Source organism: Paracoccus aminophilus JCM 7686, assembly GCF_000444995.1.
GTDB lineage: Bacteria > Pseudomonadota > Alphaproteobacteria > Rhodobacterales > Rhodobacteraceae > Paracoccus > Paracoccus aminophilus.
The window spans coordinates 1,618,972-1,636,161 of sequence record NC_022041.1; the positions used below are offsets into that span (position 1 = coordinate 1,618,972).

14 protein-coding genes are annotated in these 17,190 nt (G+C 63.7%); 7 read left to right on the forward strand and 7 right to left on the reverse strand.

Going from position 1 to position 17,190, the window contains the following annotated elements; all coding sequences use genetic code 11:
• Window positions 1-136 precede the first annotated feature (136 nt).
• Entirely contained in the window at window positions 137-649 is a 513-nt protein-coding gene (locus JCM7686_RS08060; RefSeq protein WP_020950362.1) for a L,D-transpeptidase family protein, read from the forward strand.
• An 80-nt stretch (window positions 650-729) separates the two neighbouring features.
• Here JCM7686_RS08060 and JCM7686_RS08065 read toward each other — a convergent pair whose 3' ends face one another.
• The 5 genes from JCM7686_RS08065 to JCM7686_RS08085 form a co-directional block, all read right to left on the reverse strand.
• Window positions 730-2,262 (reverse strand): NAD(P)(+) transhydrogenase (Re/Si-specific) subunit beta, encoded by a 1,533-nt coding sequence (locus JCM7686_RS08065; protein ID WP_020950363.1) that lies wholly within the window; start codon window positions 2,260-2,262, stop codon window positions 730-732.
• 19 nt (window positions 2,263-2,281) lie between these two features.
• Window positions 2,282-3,856, reverse strand: a complete 1,575-nt coding sequence (locus JCM7686_RS08070) for a Re/Si-specific NAD(P)(+) transhydrogenase subunit alpha (protein WP_020950364.1) — start codon at window positions 3,854-3,856, stop codon at window positions 2,282-2,284.
• A gap of 184 nt (window positions 3,857-4,040) precedes the next feature.
• On the reverse strand, window positions 4,041-4,487 hold the full coding sequence (locus JCM7686_RS08075; protein ID WP_041527216.1) for a methyltransferase family protein: 447 nt from the start codon (window positions 4,485-4,487) through the stop codon (window positions 4,041-4,043).
• The gene (locus JCM7686_RS08080) at window positions 4,484-6,625 is read right to left on the reverse strand and encodes a malate synthase G (protein ID WP_020950366.1); all 2,142 of its coding nucleotides are present in this window, start codon (window positions 6,623-6,625) and stop codon (window positions 4,484-4,486) included. Before JCM7686_RS08080 ends, JCM7686_RS08075 begins: the two co-directional genes overlap by 4 nt.
• Before the next feature lie 152 nt (window positions 6,626-6,777).
• The gene (locus JCM7686_RS08085) at window positions 6,778-7,131 is read right to left on the reverse strand and encodes a hypothetical protein (RefSeq protein ID WP_020950367.1); all 354 of its coding nucleotides are present in this window, start codon (window positions 7,129-7,131) and stop codon (window positions 6,778-6,780) included.
• A gap of 236 nt (window positions 7,132-7,367) precedes the next feature.
• On the opposite strand from JCM7686_RS08085, the gene pepN reads away from it, so the two are divergent.
• Both pepN and JCM7686_RS08095 read left to right on the forward strand, forming a co-directional pair.
• Window positions 7,368-9,920, forward strand: coding sequence for an aminopeptidase N (gene pepN / locus JCM7686_RS08090; RefSeq protein WP_020950368.1), 2,553 nt, complete (start codon window positions 7,368-7,370; stop codon window positions 9,918-9,920).
• Between the two features lie 71 nt (window positions 9,921-9,991).
• Entirely contained in the window at window positions 9,992-10,867 is an 876-nt protein-coding gene (locus JCM7686_RS08095; protein WP_020950369.1) for a 1-acyl-sn-glycerol-3-phosphate acyltransferase, read from the forward strand.
• 48 nt (window positions 10,868-10,915) lie between these two features.
• On the opposite strand, the gene proB is transcribed toward JCM7686_RS08095, so the two are convergent.
• Complete coding sequence (gene proB, locus JCM7686_RS08100) at window positions 10,916-12,028, reverse strand: glutamate 5-kinase (protein WP_020950370.1); 1,113 nt, start codon at window positions 12,026-12,028, stop codon at window positions 10,916-10,918.
• Window positions 12,016-13,050: a GTPase ObgE gene (gene obgE / locus JCM7686_RS08105; RefSeq protein WP_020950371.1), complete on the reverse strand. Its 1,035-nt coding sequence runs from the start codon at window positions 13,048-13,050 to the stop codon at window positions 12,016-12,018. The genes proB and obgE overlap by 13 nt, the downstream gene beginning before the upstream one ends.
• 188 nt (window positions 13,051-13,238) lie before the next feature.
• Here obgE and JCM7686_RS08110 point away from each other — a divergent pair, with 188 nt between their 5' ends.
• The 4 genes from JCM7686_RS08110 to eno all read left to right on the forward strand — a co-directional run bounded on the left by JCM7686_RS08110 (window position 13,239) and on the right by eno (window position 17,134).
• On the forward strand, window positions 13,239-13,565 hold the full coding sequence (locus tag JCM7686_RS08110; protein WP_020950372.1) for a DMT family transporter: 327 nt from the start codon (window positions 13,239-13,241) through the stop codon (window positions 13,563-13,565).
• Between the two features lie 54 nt (window positions 13,566-13,619).
• The gene (locus tag JCM7686_RS08115) at window positions 13,620-15,038 is read left to right on the forward strand and encodes a protein adenylyltransferase SelO (RefSeq protein WP_020950373.1); all 1,419 of its coding nucleotides are present in this window, start codon (window positions 13,620-13,622) and stop codon (window positions 15,036-15,038) included.
• A gap of 10 nt (window positions 15,039-15,048) precedes the next feature.
• On the forward strand, window positions 15,049-15,750 hold the full coding sequence (locus JCM7686_RS08120; RefSeq protein ID WP_020950374.1) for an endonuclease/exonuclease/phosphatase family protein: 702 nt from the start codon (window positions 15,049-15,051) through the stop codon (window positions 15,748-15,750).
• A gap of 106 nt (window positions 15,751-15,856) precedes the next feature.
• Entirely contained in the window at window positions 15,857-17,134 is a 1,278-nt protein-coding gene (eno, locus tag JCM7686_RS08125; RefSeq protein ID WP_020950375.1) for a phosphopyruvate hydratase, read from the forward strand.
• Window positions 17,135-17,190 lie beyond the last annotated feature (56 nt).

The following is a 17,190-nucleotide window of genomic DNA, read 5'->3' on the forward strand; positions in this document are numbered from 1 at the left end:
CGGTGAAAGCGAAATCGGCAGGCCTGCTCTGCGATTTCCCGCCCGTGCGCCGGATGCATCAGGCATTCGTGACCGCACCGCGATTGCACCTTGGGCGCGCACAAGGCAAATTGGCCAAAAGATGGACGGTGAACAGATGGCATTGACCCGCAGAACCCTTCTGGCCGGCGCCGCGCTGGCGGCTTTGAGCGCTTGCACGGGCCCGAGCAAATTCAAAAGCTACGATGGCCCGCCTGTCACGCAAATCGTCGTGCGCAAGGGCGAGCGCAAGATGTATCTGCTGTCAGGCAATCGCGCGATCAAGGTCTATGACATCGGGCTTGGCACGGTGCCCATCGGTCACAAGCAGTTCGAGGGCGACGGCAAGACGCCCGAGGGGCTTTATTACATCGACCGGCGCAATCCAAACAGCCGCTATCACCTCTCGCTCGGGGTCTCTTACCCGAATGCGGCGGATGCGGCGGCAGCGGCGGCGATTGGCCAGACCGCGGGCAGCGATATTTTCATCCATGGTCAGGGGCCCGAGGGACAGGTGCTCTCGAAGCAGAGGCGCGATTGGACCGTGGGCTGCATCGCGGTGACCGACAAGGAGGTCGAGGATATTTACTCGATGGTTCCCGATGGCGTGCCGATCATGATCACGCCCTGAGCCTCGGTCTCAACAAGAGGCGTCCATGCAAAAGGCCCCGCATCTGCGGGGCCTTTCTGATTTTCCGAAGCCTCGGCCGATCAGTCGATCATCGGCAGAAGTGCGTCGAGCGACTTCTTGGCATCGCCATAGAACATCCGGGTGTTCTCTTTGTAGAAGAGCGGGTTTTCGATGCCCGAATAGCCGGTGCCCTGACCGCGTTTCGACACGAAGACCTGCTTGGCTTTCCAGACTTCCAGCACCGGCATGCCGGCGATGGGCGAGTTCGGATCTTCCTGAGCCGCCGGGTTCACGATGTCGTTCGAGCCGATGACGATGACCACGTCGGTCGAGGGGAAGTCCTCGTTGATCTCGTCCATTTCCAGAACGATGTCATAGGGAACCTTCGCCTCGGCGAGCAGCACGTTCATATGGCCCGGCAGACGACCCGCGACCGGGTGGATCGCAAAGCGGACCTTCTTGCCGCGCGCGCGCAGCTTGCGGGTCAGCTCGCTGACCGACTGCTGCGCCTGCGCAACCGCCATGCCATAGCCCGGAACAATGATGACCTCATCGGCATCATTGAGCGCCGCCGCCACGCCTTCGGCGTCAATCGCGACCTGCTCGCCCTCGATCTCCATCGCGGGACCGGTGGTGCCGCCGAAGCCGCCCAGGATCACGCTGATGAAGGAGCGGTTCATCGCCTTACACATGATATAGCTCAGGATCGCACCCGACGAGCCGACGAGCGCACCGGTGACGATCAGCAGGTCGTTGCCAAGCGAGAAGCCGATGGCCGCCGCCGCCCAACCCGAATAGCTGTTCAGCATCGAGACCACGACCGGCATGTCGGCGCCGCCGATGCCCATGATCAGGTGGTAGCCGATGAAGAACGCCAGAAGCGTCATGATCCCAAGCGCCCAGAACGAGCCGGTCTTGAGATAGACGATGAGCAGGATCACCGAGAGGATCGCCGCGCCGGCGTTCAGCATGTGGCCGCCAGGCAGCTTCTTCGCCGCGCCATCGACCTTGCCCGCAAGCTTGCCGAAAGCGATGACCGAGCCGGTGAAGGTCACGGCACCGATGAAGACGCCAAGGAAGGTCTCGACCATGAGAATCGAGATCTCGGCCGAGGATTTCGTCAGAAGCGTCTGCACGAAGCCCGAGGACATCCGGTGCTCAAGTGCTGCCGCCGCTGTCTGATCGCCGCCCATGATCGCGCCCATGACCGCATCGGGATTGTTGGCCAGACCCAAGAGATAGGAGAGCTCGATATGGGTGTTGAAGCCGATGAAGACAGCCGCCAGACCGACGAAGCTGTGCAGCGCAGCGACAAGCTGGGGCATCTCGGTCATCTGGACGCGTTGCGCCAGAACGACCCCGATCCCTGCCCCGATGATCAGCATAAGCGCGATCACCCAATAGGCGCCGACGCCCGGCGTGAAGATCGCCGCAACCACCGCCAGCGCCATGCCGGCAATGCCATACCACACCGCGCGTTTCGCGCTTTCCTGTCCCGACAGACCGCCAAGGCAGAGAATGAACAGCACCGCCGCGACGATATAGGCCGCAATCACGATGCCGGGGATGCCGTGGCCTGCGCCTTTGGCACCCAGTTGGATCAATTCGTTCATCTGTTACTTTCCCCCGCCGTCACGACTTCTGGAACATCGCCAACATGCGGCGCGTCACCAGGAAGCCCCCCACGATGTTGATGCTGGCAATCAGCACCGAGATCCCGGCCAGCAGGATGACGATCCACGAGCCCGAGCCGATCTGGGCGATCGCGCCCAGGATGATGATGCCCGAGACCGCATTGGTCACAGCCATCAGCGGCGTGTGCAGCGAATGCGAGACGTTCCAGATCACCTGGAAGCCCACGAAACAGGCCAGCATGAAGACCACGAAATGGCTCATGAAGCTGACCGGAGCGACATAGCCGACCAGCAGCATCAGGATCGCGCCGACGCCGAGAAGCGTGATCTGCGATTTGGTCTGAGCCTTGAAGGTGGCGACTTCCTTGGCGCGTTTTTCCTCGGGCGTCAGCTCTTTGGCTTTTTCCTTCGGCTTTTGCGCGGCAATTGCGGCCACTTTCGGCGGCGGCGGCGGCCAGGTCACATCGCCATCATGGGCGACGGTCGAGCCGCGGATGACATCGTCTTCCATGTTCTGGACGATGACGCCGTCTTTGCCCGGGGTCAGATCCGAGAGCATGTGGCGGATGTTGTTGCCATAAAGCTCGGAGGCCTGAGCGCCCATGCGCGAGGGGAAATCGGTATAGCCGATGATGACGACGCCGTTTTCGGTGGTGAATTTCTCACCGGGAACCGTCAGCTCGCAGTTGCCGCCGCGCTCGGCGGCCAGATCGACGATGACCGAGCCGCGTTTCATGGCTTCGACCATGTCGCGCGTCCACAGGATCGGCGCATCGCGGTTCGGGATCAGCGCGGTCGAGATCACGATGTCCATTTCGGGCGCGAGCTCGCGGAACTTCTTGAGCTGGGCCTCGCGGAATTCGGGGCTCGAAGGGGCGGCATAGCCGCCGGTGGCCGCGCCATCGGTCTGGGTCTCGGCGAAATCGAGATAGACGAATTCAGCGCCCATCGATTCGATCTGCTCGGCCACTTCGGGACGCACGTCAAAGGCATAGACCTGCGCGCCAAGCGAGGTCGCAGCGCCAATCGCAGCAAGACCGGCAACGCCTGCCCCGATGATCAGCACCTTGGCCGGGGGCACCTTGCCCGCCGCCGTCACCTGACCGGTGAAGAAGCGGCCGAAATTATTCGCCGCCTCGATCACCGCGCGATAGCCCGCGATATTGGCCATGGACGACAGAGCATCCATTTTCTGCGCGCGCGAGATCCGCGGCACCATATCCATCGCGATCGCGGTGATGCCCTGTTGACGCGCCGTTTCGAGAAGCTCGGGATTGGCGGCTGGCAGGAAATACGAGATCAGCGTCTGACCGCGCCGCATCTCATGGATCTCGTCCTCGCTCGGCGGACGCACCTTGACGACGATATCCGTATCCCGGATCAGCTCAGCCGCGCTCGGCTCGACCGTGATCCCGGCTGCGCGATAAGCGTCATCCGTAAAGCCTGCGCGCGCCCCCGCACCGGTTTCGACGAAGACCTCATGTCCGAGTTTCTTCAGATGGCCAGCCGAGGAAGGCGTGATCGCGACCCGCGTCTCGCCATCCTGAAGCTCCTTTAACGCTCCGATTTTCATCGTGCCCCCCACTTAGAAAAGTCGAGGCAAGTTCTAGCATCGCTCCGTTAGCGTTCACAAGGCCGCGAGCCATGTCGCAGCGCAATAAAATTACCCATTTCGGCGGAAAACCTCTCGCTATTTAGTCGCAATCGGTAAGCGCAAGCCACAATTTTGCGCAAATTGCGCCAGCATTTCGCGCCGTCTACAGCCAACGCCTGACCCGCGCGCGGTAGCTGTCATACAGCGGACCGAAGCGGGCAGCGGCGGTTTCCTCCTCCTTCCGGATGAAGGCACGATCAAGGATCACACCCAAAATCGGCACCATCAGCAGACCCGCAGCACAGTCGAGCGCCAGCATGAGGCTGGCCAGAACCAGAAGGTCGCCTAGATAGATCGGGTTGCGCGAAAAGGCGAAGGGCCCGCGCGTCACCAGATGGTCGGGCGTCTGATCGGGCATGAAAGTGGTGCCAGCGCGGCGCATCGTGCCCGCCGCCCAAACCATCAACGCGGCCCCTGCCCCGAAGAGCAGAAAGCCCAGAACGCGCAGGATCGGCGGCAAGCTGAGCGGCAGGAGCTGGCCAAGCCCGATTCCCGCCGCGACACAAACCGCCAGCCAGACCTGCGGCAATCTGAGCACCCGGGCGATCACGCGCCCGCCTGCTCGGCCTTGGCCTGACGCCGCCGGGCGTGCAGCACCGGCTCGGTATAGCCCGAGGGCTGGACCCGGCCGAGAAAGATCAGGTCACAAGCGGCCTGAAAAGCGACCCCGTCAAAACCCGGCGCCATCGGCCGGTAAAGCGGATCGTCGGCGTTCTGGCGATCCACGACCACGGCCATCTTGCGCAGACCGTTCATCACCTGACCCTCGCTGATCACGCCATGGAGCAGCCAGTTGGCCAAAGCCTGACTGGAAATGCGCAAGGTCGCACGGTCTTCCATCAGGCCGATGTCGTGGATATCGGGCACTTTCGAGCAACCGATGCCCTGATCGACCCAGCGCACGACATAGCCGAGAATTCCCTGACAATTGTTCTCGATCTCGGCCTGAATCTCGGCCTCGCTGTAGTTGCGCCCCTTGGCCAGCGGCACGGTCAGCAGGTCGTCGAGCCCCTCGGGGCGCGGATTGGCCTTGATCTCGGCCTGACGCGCAAAGACATCGACCTCATGGTAATGGGTCGCATGAAGCGTCGCGGCGGTCGGGCTCGGCACCCAGGCGGTGTTCGCGCCCGCTTGCGGATGAGCGATCTTTTCGCGCAGCATATCGGCCATGTGATCGGGCACCGCCCACATACCCTTGCCGATCTGGGCCTTGCCCGACAAGCCGCAGGCCAGACCGATATCGACATTGCGGTTCTCGTAAGAGGTGATCCAGGGTTTGCCCTTCATCTCGCCCTTGGCGAGCATGGCCCCGGCCTCGATCGAGGTGTGATATTCATCGCCCGTGCGATCAAGGAAGCCCGTGTTGATGAAGGCCACCCGGTCCTTGGCGGCGCGGATGCATTCCTTGAGATTGGCCGAGGTCCGGCGCTCTTCATCCATGATGCCAAGCTTCACGGTATTCTTGGGCAGGCCAAGCATTTCCTCGACCCGGTCGAAGATCTCGACGGCGAAGGCCACTTCGGCAGGCCCGTGCATCTTGGGCTTCACGACATAGATCGAGCCCTGGGCCGAGTTCCGTGCCCCCTCGCGCGTCAGATCGCGCATGGCGCAAAGCGTGGTGACGGCGGCATCGAGAATACCCTCGAAGACCTCATTGCCTTCGCGGTCAAGGACGGCGGGCGTGGTCATCAGATGGCCGACATTGCGCACCAGCATCAGCGCGCGGCCCTTGAAGCTGATCGGGCTGCCATCGGGCGCGGTCGCGTCGATGTCTTGGGCGAGACGGCGGGTGATGGTGCGCTCGCCCTTCTGGACGCGCTCTTCCAGCGTGCCCTCCATCAGGCCAAGCCAGTTGGCATAGGCCTGCGTCTTGTCCTCGCCATCGACGGCGGCCACGCTGTCCTCGCAATCCATGATCGCCGAGATCGCGGATTCGATCACCAGATCAGAAATCCCGGCCCGATCCTGCGCGCCCACCGGCGTCGAGGCGTCAAAGCGGATGCGGATCAAGAGGTTGTTGTTGCGCAGGAAAACATCAGACGGGGCCGCGAGATCGCCGATCGAGGCTGCAAATTTCGCGGGATCGGCCAAAGCGGGCACCAGCGCGCCGTCCTTGACCGAAATCTGCGTGACATCGGCCCAGCTCCCGCTGGCGAGCGGCGCGGCCTTGTCGAGAAAAGCTCGGCCCCAAGCGATGACGCGCGCGCCCCGCGCGGCATCATAGCCCTTTTCCAGCGGCAGATCGCCAAGCGCATCGGTGCCGTAAAGCGCGTCATAAAGGCTGCCCCAGCGCGCATTGGCGGCATTGAGCGCATAGCGCGCATTGGCGATCGGCACGACCAGCTGCGGCCCGGCGATTGTGGCGAATTCGGGATCGGTGTTGGCGGTCTCGATCGCGAAATCGGCGCCGATGGGCTGAAGATAACCGATCTCGGTCAGGAACGCGCGATAGGCTGCGGGATCGGGCTCTTGCCCGATGTGGTGCAGATGCCATTCGTCGATCGAGGCCTGCATCCGCTCGCGCTGCTCAAGCAAAGCCCGGTTTTTCGGCCCAAGGTCATGGAGCAATGCCGACAGGCCCTCCCAAAAGGCGCGCGGGTCCACACCGCTGCCCGGAAGCGCCTTTTCATTGAGGAAATCGGCAAGAAGGGAGTCGACCCGCAGTCCGGCTTTCTCCACGCGACCCATGACATATCCTTTCCAAAGACAAATCTGGCGCCTAGTAAGCCAAGCCACGTCCGGTTGCAATGATCAGCGTGGACGATGGTATACAAAACGCGGCGACACCTCGCCCTCACGCCGGGAGTGGACCGGGATGCGAGCGGGATCGCCGCCTGGCCTTAGTTTGCGGCGGGCGCGCTGGTTGCCGGGGCTGCGGGCGTATCACCGCCGGTCGGGGCGGGCGTTGCCGGAGCCGCAGGCGTCGGGGCCACCGACGGGCTGGCCGATGGCGTGGCGCTGGAGGGCGTGGCGCTGGAGGGTGCCGGGCTGGTGACGACAGGCGGTTCGAGCGTGGTCGGCGCCACCACATCCTGCCGCATGAAATATTGCAGCACGAAATAGGCGACGGCCAGCGCCAGCAAAATGCCGACGATCAGGGGCAAGGGCGAAGAGCGCCGCTCGACCGGCTCGACATAGACCTCGGTCACCTTCGGCGGCACCTCGATCGGGCGGTTGGCATCGGGATCGGACATGACGGGCTCTCCTTGAGATTTCGGCGGGTCGGCAGGTTTCGGCCCGGAGGGGCCGGTCGTTTCGGATCGGCCCGCTGCGCCTTTGACCGCCATCAACCAATCAAGTCCGGCCGATGGCGACCAGACGGGCCGGAGCGGTTGCTGCGCCTTGCGAGCCGAGCCTCTACCGGGTAACACTCGGTTTCCGCACAAGTTCCCCCGGAGCGTGCCGAAAATAGTGAAAGCGGAGGTTCCCCGTGACCGCAACGCAATATCTCGCCGATTGGCAACCCTACCCCTTCAACATTCTGGAAACACGGCTGGAATTCGATCTTGCGCCCAAAGGGACCAAGGTCCGCTCCGAGATCCGGCTCCAAGGCGACAAGCCTGCCGATCTCGTGCTCGATGGCGCGGGGCTCCAGACGCTTTCCCTGCGAATCGACGGGGTCGAGATCGCCGAGACCGACCGGATTTTCGAGGGCGAGCGCCTGACGATCCCGGCTGCCGCTTTGCCCGAAGGCAGCTTCACCTTCTCGGCCGAGGTCGCGATTGATCCCGAGGCGAATACCACGCTCGAAGGGCTCTATCTGTCGGGCGGCATGTTCTGCACCCAATGCGAGGCCGAGGGTTTTCGCCACATCACCTGGTATCCCGACCGCCCCGATGTGATGGCGCCCTTCCATGTCACCATCCGCTCGGAAAAGCCCGTTCTTTTGTCGAACGGCAACCCGGTCCGGCGCGAGCCCGGTCTGGCCGAATGGCACGATCCCTGGCCGAAACCCTCCTACCTTTTCGCGCTGGTCGCGGGCAATCTCGTCTCGATCGACGACCATTTCACCACCGCCTCTGGTGCGCCGGTCGATCTGCATGTCTGGGTGCGCGAGGGCGATCAAGACCGTGCGGGCTATGCGATGGAGGCGCTCAAACGCTCGATGCGCTGGGATGAAGAGGTTTACGGGCGCGAATATGACCTTGAGGTCTTCAACCTCGTCGCGGTCGATGATTTCAACATGGGCGCGATGGAGAACAAGGGGCTGAACATCTTCAACTCGAAGCTTGTTCTGGCCAGCGCCGACACCGCGACCGATCTCGATTACGAGCGCATCGAAGGCGTGATTGGGCATGAATACTTCCACAACTGGACCGGCGACCGCATCACCTGCCGCGACTGGTTCCAGCTTTGCCTGAAGGAAGGGCTCACCGTCTTCCGCGACCAGCAGTTCACCAGCGACATGCGCTCGGCGGCGGTCAAGCGCATTCAGGACGTCCAGACGCTGCGCGCGCGCCAGTTCCGCGAGGATCAAGGCCCGCTCTCCCATCCGCCGCGCCCCGATCATTATCAGGAAATCAACAATTTCTACACCGCGACCGTCTATGAAAAGGGCGCCGAGGTCATCGGTATGCTCAAGCGGCTGATCGGGGATGCGGAGTATTACAAGGCGCTCGACCTCTACTTCACCCGCCACGACGGGCAGGCCTGCACGATCGAGGATTGGATCAAGGTCTTCGAGGATGCGACCGGCCGCGATCTGACCCAGTTCAAGCGCTGGTATACGGATGCGGGCACGCCCGAGCTGACCATGTCGGAAAGCTGGAACGACGGCACGCTGACCCTGACCTTCCGGCAGGACACCGCGCCGACGCCGGGCCAGACCCAAAAGCCGCCGCGTGTGATCCCGGTGGCGCTTGGCCTCATCAGCCCGAACGGTGACGAGGCGCTGCCGACGACCGTGCTCGAACTGACCGAGACCGAGCAAAATTTCAGCTTCCACCATCTCGGCGCGCGTCCGGTCGTCTCGCTCTTGCGCGGCTTTTCCGCCCCGGTCGTGCTGCGCCGCGAGATCTCGGCCGAGGCGCAGGCGCTGCTTCTGGCGCATGACACCGACAGCTTCACCCGCTGGGAGGCCGGGCATGATCTGGCGCTCGATGCGCTGATCGCGCGGGCACGCGGCGAGCATGGCGGGCGCGCCTATATCGACGCGATTGGCGCGCTCCTCGAGCATGGCGCCGAGGATCCGGCCTTCACCGCGCTCTGCTTGGCCCTGCCCGGCGAGGAGGAGATCGCGACCGCCTTGAGCGATCGCGGCCAGATCCCCGACCCCGACGCGATCCACCGCGCGCGGGACGGTTTTGCCGCCGAGATCGCTGCGACCCATCAAGATGCCCTCGCCCGGCTTTACGCCGAAATGGCGCCGAATGGGCCCTATCAGCCTGATGCCGAAGGAGCGGCGCGGCGCAGCCTGCGATTGGCGTCGCTGGTGCTCCTCAGCCATCTCGACGAGGGCGACCGGGCGCTGGTGCTCTTTGGCATTGCCGAGAACATGACCGAAAGGTTTGGCGCGCTTGGCCAGCTTGTCGCGGCGGGACGTGCCCGCGAGAGCCTCGAGCTCTTCCGGCAGGAATTCGCGAAAAACCGGCTGGTGATGGACAAATGGTTCATGGTCCAGACCCATCGCGCCAGTCCCGAGACCGCGGTCGAACGCGCGGCGGCACTGGCGGCGCGTGACGATTTCGATTGGAAGAACCCCAATCGGTTCCGCGCACTTCTGGGCGGTTTTGCGGCCAACCATGCCGGATTCCATCGCGCCGATGGGGCGGGTTACGATTTCTATGCCGATTGGCTGATCAAGCTCGATCCGCTGAACCCGCAGACCACGGCGCGGATGTGCACGGCCTTTGAAACCTGGCGCAGCTATGACGCCGGGCGGCAGGAAAAGGCACGCGCCGCGCTGACGCGGATTGCGGCCACGCCGGGGCTCTCGCGCAACACATCGGAAATGGTCACGCGTATCCTTGCCGGGAAGGGCTGATCCGCCCTCTTGCCCTCTTGCGGGCGCTCGTGCGGCACGGCAATACTTCGCCCATGAACGCCCGTGACGACATGAAAAGCCGTATAGATCCGCTGATTGTCGAGCGGGCACCCTGGCTCTTTTCCGGCAAATGGCACCATACGATGGTGCGTGAGCTGCTGATGCGGCTGTTGCGCTATCCCGAGACGCTCGACATCGGCGCGGAATACCGCGACTTGCCCACCGATGAGCTGATGCGCCGCCTCGCCATGCTGACCGTGCGCGATATGGTGGTGGATGGGCTCAAGAACCTGCCCAGCTCGGGCCCGGCGCTGATCGTCTCGAACCATCCAACCGGGATCGCCGATGGGGTCGTGCTGAACCACCTGATCTCGGCGCTGCGTGGCGATCTGTTCATCTATGCCAACCACGACATCCTGCGCGTGCTGCCGCAGATGGAATCGCTGATCGCGCCGGTCGAATGGCGGCAGGAAAAGCGCAGCCATGCCAAGACACGCCAGACGATGGATTACACCAAGCGCGCGCTGGAAGCCGGGCGGATCGGGCTAATCTTCCCCTCGGGGCGTCTGGCCAAGCGCCACGGGCTGACGCTGCATGAGCGCCCCTGGATGGCCAGCGCCGCGATGATCGCGCGCAAATATGGCGTGCCGGTGATCCCTTTGCGGATCCGCGCGCATAACTCGTTCCTCTTCTATGCGCTCGACGCGATCCATCCGACCGTGCGGGATGTGACGCTTTTCAACGAGATGCTGAACAAGGCGCGCCAGACCTATCGCATCACCATTGGCACACCGATTGATCCCTCGACGCTGCCGATCAAAAGCGAGGAAGGGATCGAGGTTCTGCGCGCCGCGGTTCTGGCCTTGCCCGAGCCCGGCCCCGAGGCCGTGCGGCTCTCGCATCTTCGCAGGCTCGAAAACCGCAGGCTTGCCGCGCGCCCGGCCTAAGCCGTGTAAATAAAGGCCAAGAAAAAACCGGCCCTTAGGCCGGTTTTCTTACATCACCATATCGTCACGGTGGATCAGCGCCGCCCGGCCGGGATAGCCGAGGATCTCTGTGATCTCATCGCTGCGATGTCCTGCGATCTCGCGCGCCTCGCCCGAGGCATAGCGCGTCAGCCCGCAGCCGAGCCGATTGCCGTTCAAATCGAGAATGACCACCGGTTCGCCGCGACCGAACTCGCCCTCAACCTGACGCACGCCGGCGGGCAGCAGGGATTTCCCGAGCGATAGTGCGCGCGCCGCGCCCTCGTCGATGCGGATCTCGCCCTTGGGCTTCATCGCCGCGATCCAACGCTTGCGCGCAGCCTGCGGGTCGGTGTCGGGCAGAAACCACGTCACTTGCGCGCCCGCCGCGACCGCAGCCAGCGGATTGAGCACGAAGCCCTCGGCAATCGCCATGGCGCAACCGCCCGCAACGGCGGTGCGCGCGGCCATCAGCTTGGTCTTCATCCCGCCCTTCGAGAGCCCCGAGACCGGATCGCCGCCCATCGCCTCGATCTCGGGCGTCAGCTGCTCGACCACCGGCAGATGCACGGCGGTCGGGTCGGTTTTGGGGTTCGCGGTATAAAGCCCGTCGACATCGGACAAGAGCAACAGCTGATCCGCGCCGCAGGTGACGGCGATCTGAGCGGCGAGACGGTCGTTGTCGCCATAGCGGATCTCGTCGGTCGCGACCGTGTCGTTTTCGTTCACGATCGGCACGACGCCCAGACCCAGAAGCGTCTGCATGGTGGCGCGGCTGTTGAGATAGCGGCGCCGGTCCATCGTATCGTCAAGCGTCAGCAAGAGCTGGGCGGTCTTGACGCCATGGGGCGCGAGCGCCTCTTCATAGGCGCGCGCGAGACGGATCTGACCCACGGCCGCTGCCGCCTGCGATTGCTCGAGGCTAAGCGCACCGGCAGGCAGGCCCAGCACCTTGCGGCCAAGCGCGATGGCGCCGGACGAGACCAGCACCACCGCCGTGCCGCGCTGACGCGCCTCGGCGATGTCGTCGCACAGCGCCTGCAGCCACTCACCGCGCAGCCCGTCCTCGCCGACCAGCAGCGCCGAGCCGACCTTGACGACGAGACGCCGCGCCTGGCCGAGATCAGGGGTCAGGGCCGCCATGTTTCCGCCTCATCTGCGTCTTTTGCCCCGCTGCGCGTCGGCTCGATCCGGGTCCAGAGCGCGCGCAGCACATCCGTGACGCCGATCTTGGCCACGCCCGACATCTCCATGACCGGGCCGCCGATCTCGGCCTCAAGCTCGGCACGGCGCTCGGCGCGGGTCTCGTCATCCAGCGCATCGACCTTATTCAGCACGGTGATGCGCGGCTTTTCGGCGAGCTTTGGCGAATAGGCTTCGAGCTCATCCAGAATGGTGCGCGCATCGCTCGCGACATCCTCGGAAGTGCCATCGACGAGATGCAAAAGCACCGCGCAACGCTCGACATGGCCGAGGAACTGATCGCCAAGCCCGCGGCCCTCCGAGGCGCCCTCGATCAGACCGGGAATGTCGGCGATGACGAATTCATGGGCATCGACGCCGACCACGCCCAGATTGGGGTGCAGTGTGGTGAAGGGATAATCCGCGATTTTCGGGCGCGCATTCGAGACCGCCGCGAGGAAGGTCGACTTCCCGGCATTCGGCAGACCGACGAGCCCGGCATCCGCGATCAGCTTGAGCCGCAGCCACAGCGTGCGCTCGATCCCCGGCAGGCCCGGATTGGCATTGCGCGGCGAGCGGTTGGTCGAGCTTTTGAAATGCAGGTTGCCAAAACCGCCATTGCCGCCCTTGGCCAGAAGCACGCGCTGCCCGGCATGGGTCAGGTCCGCGATCACGGTTTCCTGATCCTCGTCAAGGATCTCGGTCCCGGTCGGCACTTTCAGGATGATTTCGTCGCCGCTCGCGCCGGTGCGCTGCGAGCCCATGCCGTGCTGGCCGGATTTCGCGAAGAAATGCTGCTGATAGCGGAAGTCGATCAGCGTGTTCAGCCCGTCCACGGCCTCGGCCCAGACATCGCCGCCGCGCCCGCCGTCGCCGCCATCCGGCCCGCCGTATTCGATGAATTTCTCACGCCGGAACGAGACGCAGCCCGCGCCGCCGCCGCCCGAACGAATATATACTTTTGCGAGGTCAAGGAATTTCATGGTTTTCCCGTTAAATCTGCCGGGACGATGCCCAAAGCCCTTTTGTCCCTGCGATACGCGCAAGCCCGGTCGCGATCAAGCCCGCGATCGGGCAGAATTCCCGGCAAAACGCTTGACGGCACGACCGGAGCGCGCGATTTCGACAGAGGAACGGTCGGGAGAGCGCGATGAGACCACTGACATGAGCGGTGCTGTTGCTGGCGATCGCGCTTGAGGTCACCGGCACCTCGCTTCTTCATGCGACCGAGCAATTCTCGCGCCTCACGCCGACGCTCGCGATGGCGGGGTGCTACGGGCTGTCCTTCTACCTGCTGTCGCGCGTGCTCCGGCACATCCCCCTCGGCATTGCCTATGCGCTCTGGAGCGGGCTTGGCATGATCATGGTCGCGCTTGTCGGCACTTTTCTTCTGGGCCAGCCGCTCGACCTTGCGGCCATGGTCGGGCTTGCCTTCATCCTTGTCGGCGTGGTCATCGTCAACCTCTTCTCGAAATCCTCGAGCCACGAAACGCCATGAGCCCTTTCCTTTTGTCGCACCGCGCCTAGATAGAGGGGAAAGGAAGGAGACCGCATGATCCGCTTTGACAACAGTTATGCGCGCTTGCCCTCTGGCTTTTTCACCCGCACGGCGCCCACGCCCGTGCGCGACCCCAAGCTGATCGCGCTCAACCGCCCGCTTGCCGAAAGCCTCGGGCTTGATGCGGATTGGCTTTCGGGGGCCGAAGGTCTGCGAATGCTGTCAGGAAACGCCATGCCCGAAGGGGCCGAGCCGATCGCTCAGGCCTATGCCGGCCACCAGTTCGGCGGCTTCTCGCCCCAGCTTGGTGATGGCCGCGCGATCCTTTTGGGCGAGATCCGAGCGCCGGACGGCAAACGTTATGATCTCCAGCTCAAAGGCGCAGGCCCGACGCCCTTTTCGCGGCGCGGCGATGGCCGGGCTTGGCTTGGGCCGGTGCTGCGCGAATATCTGGTCAGCGAATTCATGGCGGCCTTTGGCCTGCCGACGACCCGCGCCTTGGCGGCGGTCTCGACCGGCGAGATCGTCGTGCGCGAAATGCCCTATCCCGGCGCCATTCTGACCCGCGTCGCCTCAAGCCATATCCGGGTCGGCACCTTCGAATTCTACGCCGCGCGCGGCGATCATGAGCGGCTGAAGCTTCTGGCCGATCACGTCATCGCCCGCCATTACCCCGAGGTCGGCTCGGCGCTTGGCCTCCTCGAAGCGGTCATTCGGGCACAGGCGGCGACCATCGCGCAATGGATGGCGCTCGGCTTCATTCACGGGGTGATGAACACCGACAATATGTCGGTTTCGGGCGAAACCATCGATTATGGGCCCTGCGCCTTCATGGACGGCTATCACCCGGATATGGTCTTTTCCTCGATCGACCAGACCGGCCGTTATGCCTGGAGCGAGCAGCCCAATATCGCGGTCTGGAACCTCGCGCAGCTCGCGAGCTGTCTTGTGCCGCTGATGGGCGAGGATGCTGACAAGGCAGTCGATGCGGCAACGCGCGCCGTTCATGACTTCCCTGCGATCTATCAAAAACAATGGCTTCTGCGCTTTGGCGCCAAGATCGGTCTGACCGAGGCGAGCGAAAAGGATCGCCCGCTGATCGAGCGCTTGCTCGATCTGATGGCCGCCTCGCGCGCCGATTTCACCCGCACCTTCGCGGGGCTTTCGGACGGCACCGCTGCGTCCGAATTCAAGGACCCCGCCGGGTTTCTCGCCTGGCAGCAGGACTGGCAGAAACGCCTTGCGTCCGAAGCGGATCCACAGGCCGTCATGGCGCGCGCCAATCCCCGGCGCATCCCGCGCAACCATCGCATCGAAGAGGTGATCTCTGCCGCGCGGGACGGGAACTTCGCCCCGTTCCACAAGTTGGACGAAGCCCTTCGCGCGCCGCGTGAGCCGCGCGCCGATTGGGATGAGTTTTCTCTGGCACCCACCTCGGAACAGGTGGTGCACCGGACCTTTTGCGGGACGTGACGAACGAAGCATGGTGACGACATCGGGGAAGCTGCGGCTGGCGAGCTACAATCTGCACAAATGCCGAGGGATGACCGGGCCACACGCCCCCGAGCGCAATCTCGAAGTCATTGCAGAGCTCGCCCCCGATATCATCGCGCTTCAGGAGGTGGACTTTCGCCTTGGCGCGCGCCCCGAAGCCCTGCCCCGCGCACTGATCGAGAAATGGACCGGGCTCGTCCCGGTGCCTTTCCTTGGCACCAGTGAAAGCTCGCTCGGCTGGCATGGCCAGACCATCCTGATCAAACCCGAATTTTCCGAGAAAGCCTCGATCCGGCGGCTGCCTTTGCCGGGGATTGAGCCGCGCGGCGCGCTTGCTTTGCGCCTGCCCGGGCTGACCGTGGTCGCGCTGCATCTCGGGCTGATGCGCAGCTCGCGCCGCCAGCAGCTGGCCCGGATCATTTCTCGTGCGGGCCTGATCGGCGGGGATGAGCTAATCCTCACCGGCGATTTCAACGAATGGCATGACACCCGCGGGCTCGAGGCACTCGATCCGCTGCATGTATTGGCGCCCGGACCGAGCTGGCCCGCGCCCTTCCCACGCCTGCGCTATGACCGCATTGCGGTCTCTCCGGGCATCACCGTCGAGCGCAGCGGCGTCCTAAACTCGCCGATCGCGCGAATTGCCTCAGACCATTTGCCGATTTGGGCCCATATAGCGCTTGACAGCTAGCCGCCGCGGCGCAGCATGTTTCCGCTACCAGCCCAGAAATCAGTCTTTTCCGGGGATGAGATCCCCGTTAAACACTTGCCAACCCGTAAACTGAAGGGAAGCGGACATGAGTGCCATCGTCGATATTTTCGCGCGTGAGATCTTGGACAGCCGTGGGAATCCGACCGTAGAGGTCGATGTTACCCTCGAGGACGGCACCATGGGCCGCGCCGCCGTGCCCTCGGGCGCCTCGACTGGTGCCCATGAGGCTGTCGAGAAACGCGATGGCGACAAGTCCCGCTATCTCGGCAAAGGCGTGCTTGACGCCGTCGCTTCGGTCAACGGCGAGATCGCCGAAAACTTGATCGGGGAAGACGCGACCGAGCAGCTCGCCATCGACCAGATGATGTGTGAGCTCGACGGCACCCCGAACAAGGCCCGTCTGGGCGCCAATGCGATCCTTGGTGTCTCGCTCGCCGTGGCCAAGGCAGCTGCCGAGGCGACCGCCCAACCGCTTTACCGCTATGTCGGCGGCACGAGCGCCCATGTTCTGCCGGTTCCGATGATGAACATCATCAACGGCGGCGAGCATGCGGACAACCCGATCGACATCCAGGAATTCATGATCATGCCGGTTGCCGCGGAAAACATCCGTGACGCCGTCCGTATGGGCTCGGAAGTCTTCCACACGCTGAAGAAAGAACTGTCCGCTGCAGGTCTTGCCACCGGCGTCGGCGACGAGGGCGGTTTCGCCCCCAATCTGAGCTCGACCCGCGATGCGCTCGATTTCATCCTGAAAGCGATCGAAAAAGCGGGCTACCGCCCGGGCGACGACATCATGGTGGCGCTGGATTGCGCTTCGACCGAATATTTCAAAAACGGCCGCTATGAGTTTGCTGGCGAAGGAAAATCCCTGACCGCCGCCGAGAATGTCGACTATCTTGCCGCACTGTGCGCCGACTATCCGATCCTGTCGATCGAAGACGGCTGCGCCGAGGATGACTGGGAAGGCTGGAAGCTGCTGACCGATCGTCTTGGCAAATCGGTCCAGCTCGTTGGCGACGATCTCTTCGTCACCAACCCGCGCCGCCTTGCCGAAGGGATCGCCAAAGGCTGCGCGAACAGCCTTCTGGTCAAGGTCAACCAGATCGGGACGCTGTCGGAAACGCTCGACGCGGTCCGCATGGCTGATCGTGCGGGCTATACCTCCGTCATGTCGCACCGTTCGGGTGAAACCGAGGATGCCACGATTGCCGATCTCGCGGTTGCCACGAACTGCGGCCAAATCAAGACCGGCTCGCTGGCGCGCTCGGACCGGTTGGCGAAATACAACCAACTGATCCGCATCGAGGAAATGCTCGGCGAAACCGCACAATATGCCGGTCGCTCGATCCTGCGCGGCTAAGTTATTGCTGACATAACCTTTTCGGGTCCGCCCTATGGCGGGCCCTTTTTCATGCC

Coding starts and splice junctions, on each gene's coding strand:
- JCM7686_RS08115 (WP_020950373.1), top strand. CDS start 13,620: ATGATCCGCTTTGACAACAGTTATGCGCGCTTGCCCTCTGGCTTTTTC.
- JCM7686_RS08095 (WP_020950369.1), top strand. CDS start 9,992: ATGAAAAGCCGTATAGATCCGCTGATTGTCGAGCGGGCACCCTGGCTC.
- JCM7686_RS08085 (WP_020950367.1), bottom strand. CDS start 7,131: ATGTCCGATCCCGATGCCAACCGCCCGATCGAGGTGCCGCCGAAGGTG.
- JCM7686_RS08060 (WP_020950362.1), top strand. CDS start 137: ATGGCATTGACCCGCAGAACCCTTCTGGCCGGCGCCGCGCTGGCGGCT.
- obgE (WP_020950371.1), bottom strand. CDS start 13,050: ATGAAATTCCTTGACCTCGCAAAAGTATATATTCGTTCGGGCGGCGGC.
- eno (WP_020950375.1), top strand. CDS start 15,857: ATGAGTGCCATCGTCGATATTTTCGCGCGTGAGATCTTGGACAGCCGT.
- JCM7686_RS08120 (WP_020950374.1), top strand. CDS start 15,049: ATGGTGACGACATCGGGGAAGCTGCGGCTGGCGAGCTACAATCTGCAC.
- JCM7686_RS08065 (WP_020950363.1), bottom strand. CDS start 2,262: ATGAACGAATTGATCCAACTGGGTGCCAAAGGCGCAGGCCACGGCATC.
- proB (WP_020950370.1), bottom strand. CDS start 12,028: ATGGCGGCCCTGACCCCTGATCTCGGCCAGGCGCGGCGTCTCGTCGTC.
- JCM7686_RS08080 (WP_020950366.1), bottom strand. CDS start 6,625: ATGGGTCGCGTGGAGAAAGCCGGACTGCGGGTCGACTCCCTTCTTGCC.
- JCM7686_RS08070 (WP_020950364.1), bottom strand. CDS start 3,856: ATGAAAATCGGAGCGTTAAAGGAGCTTCAGGATGGCGAGACGCGGGTC.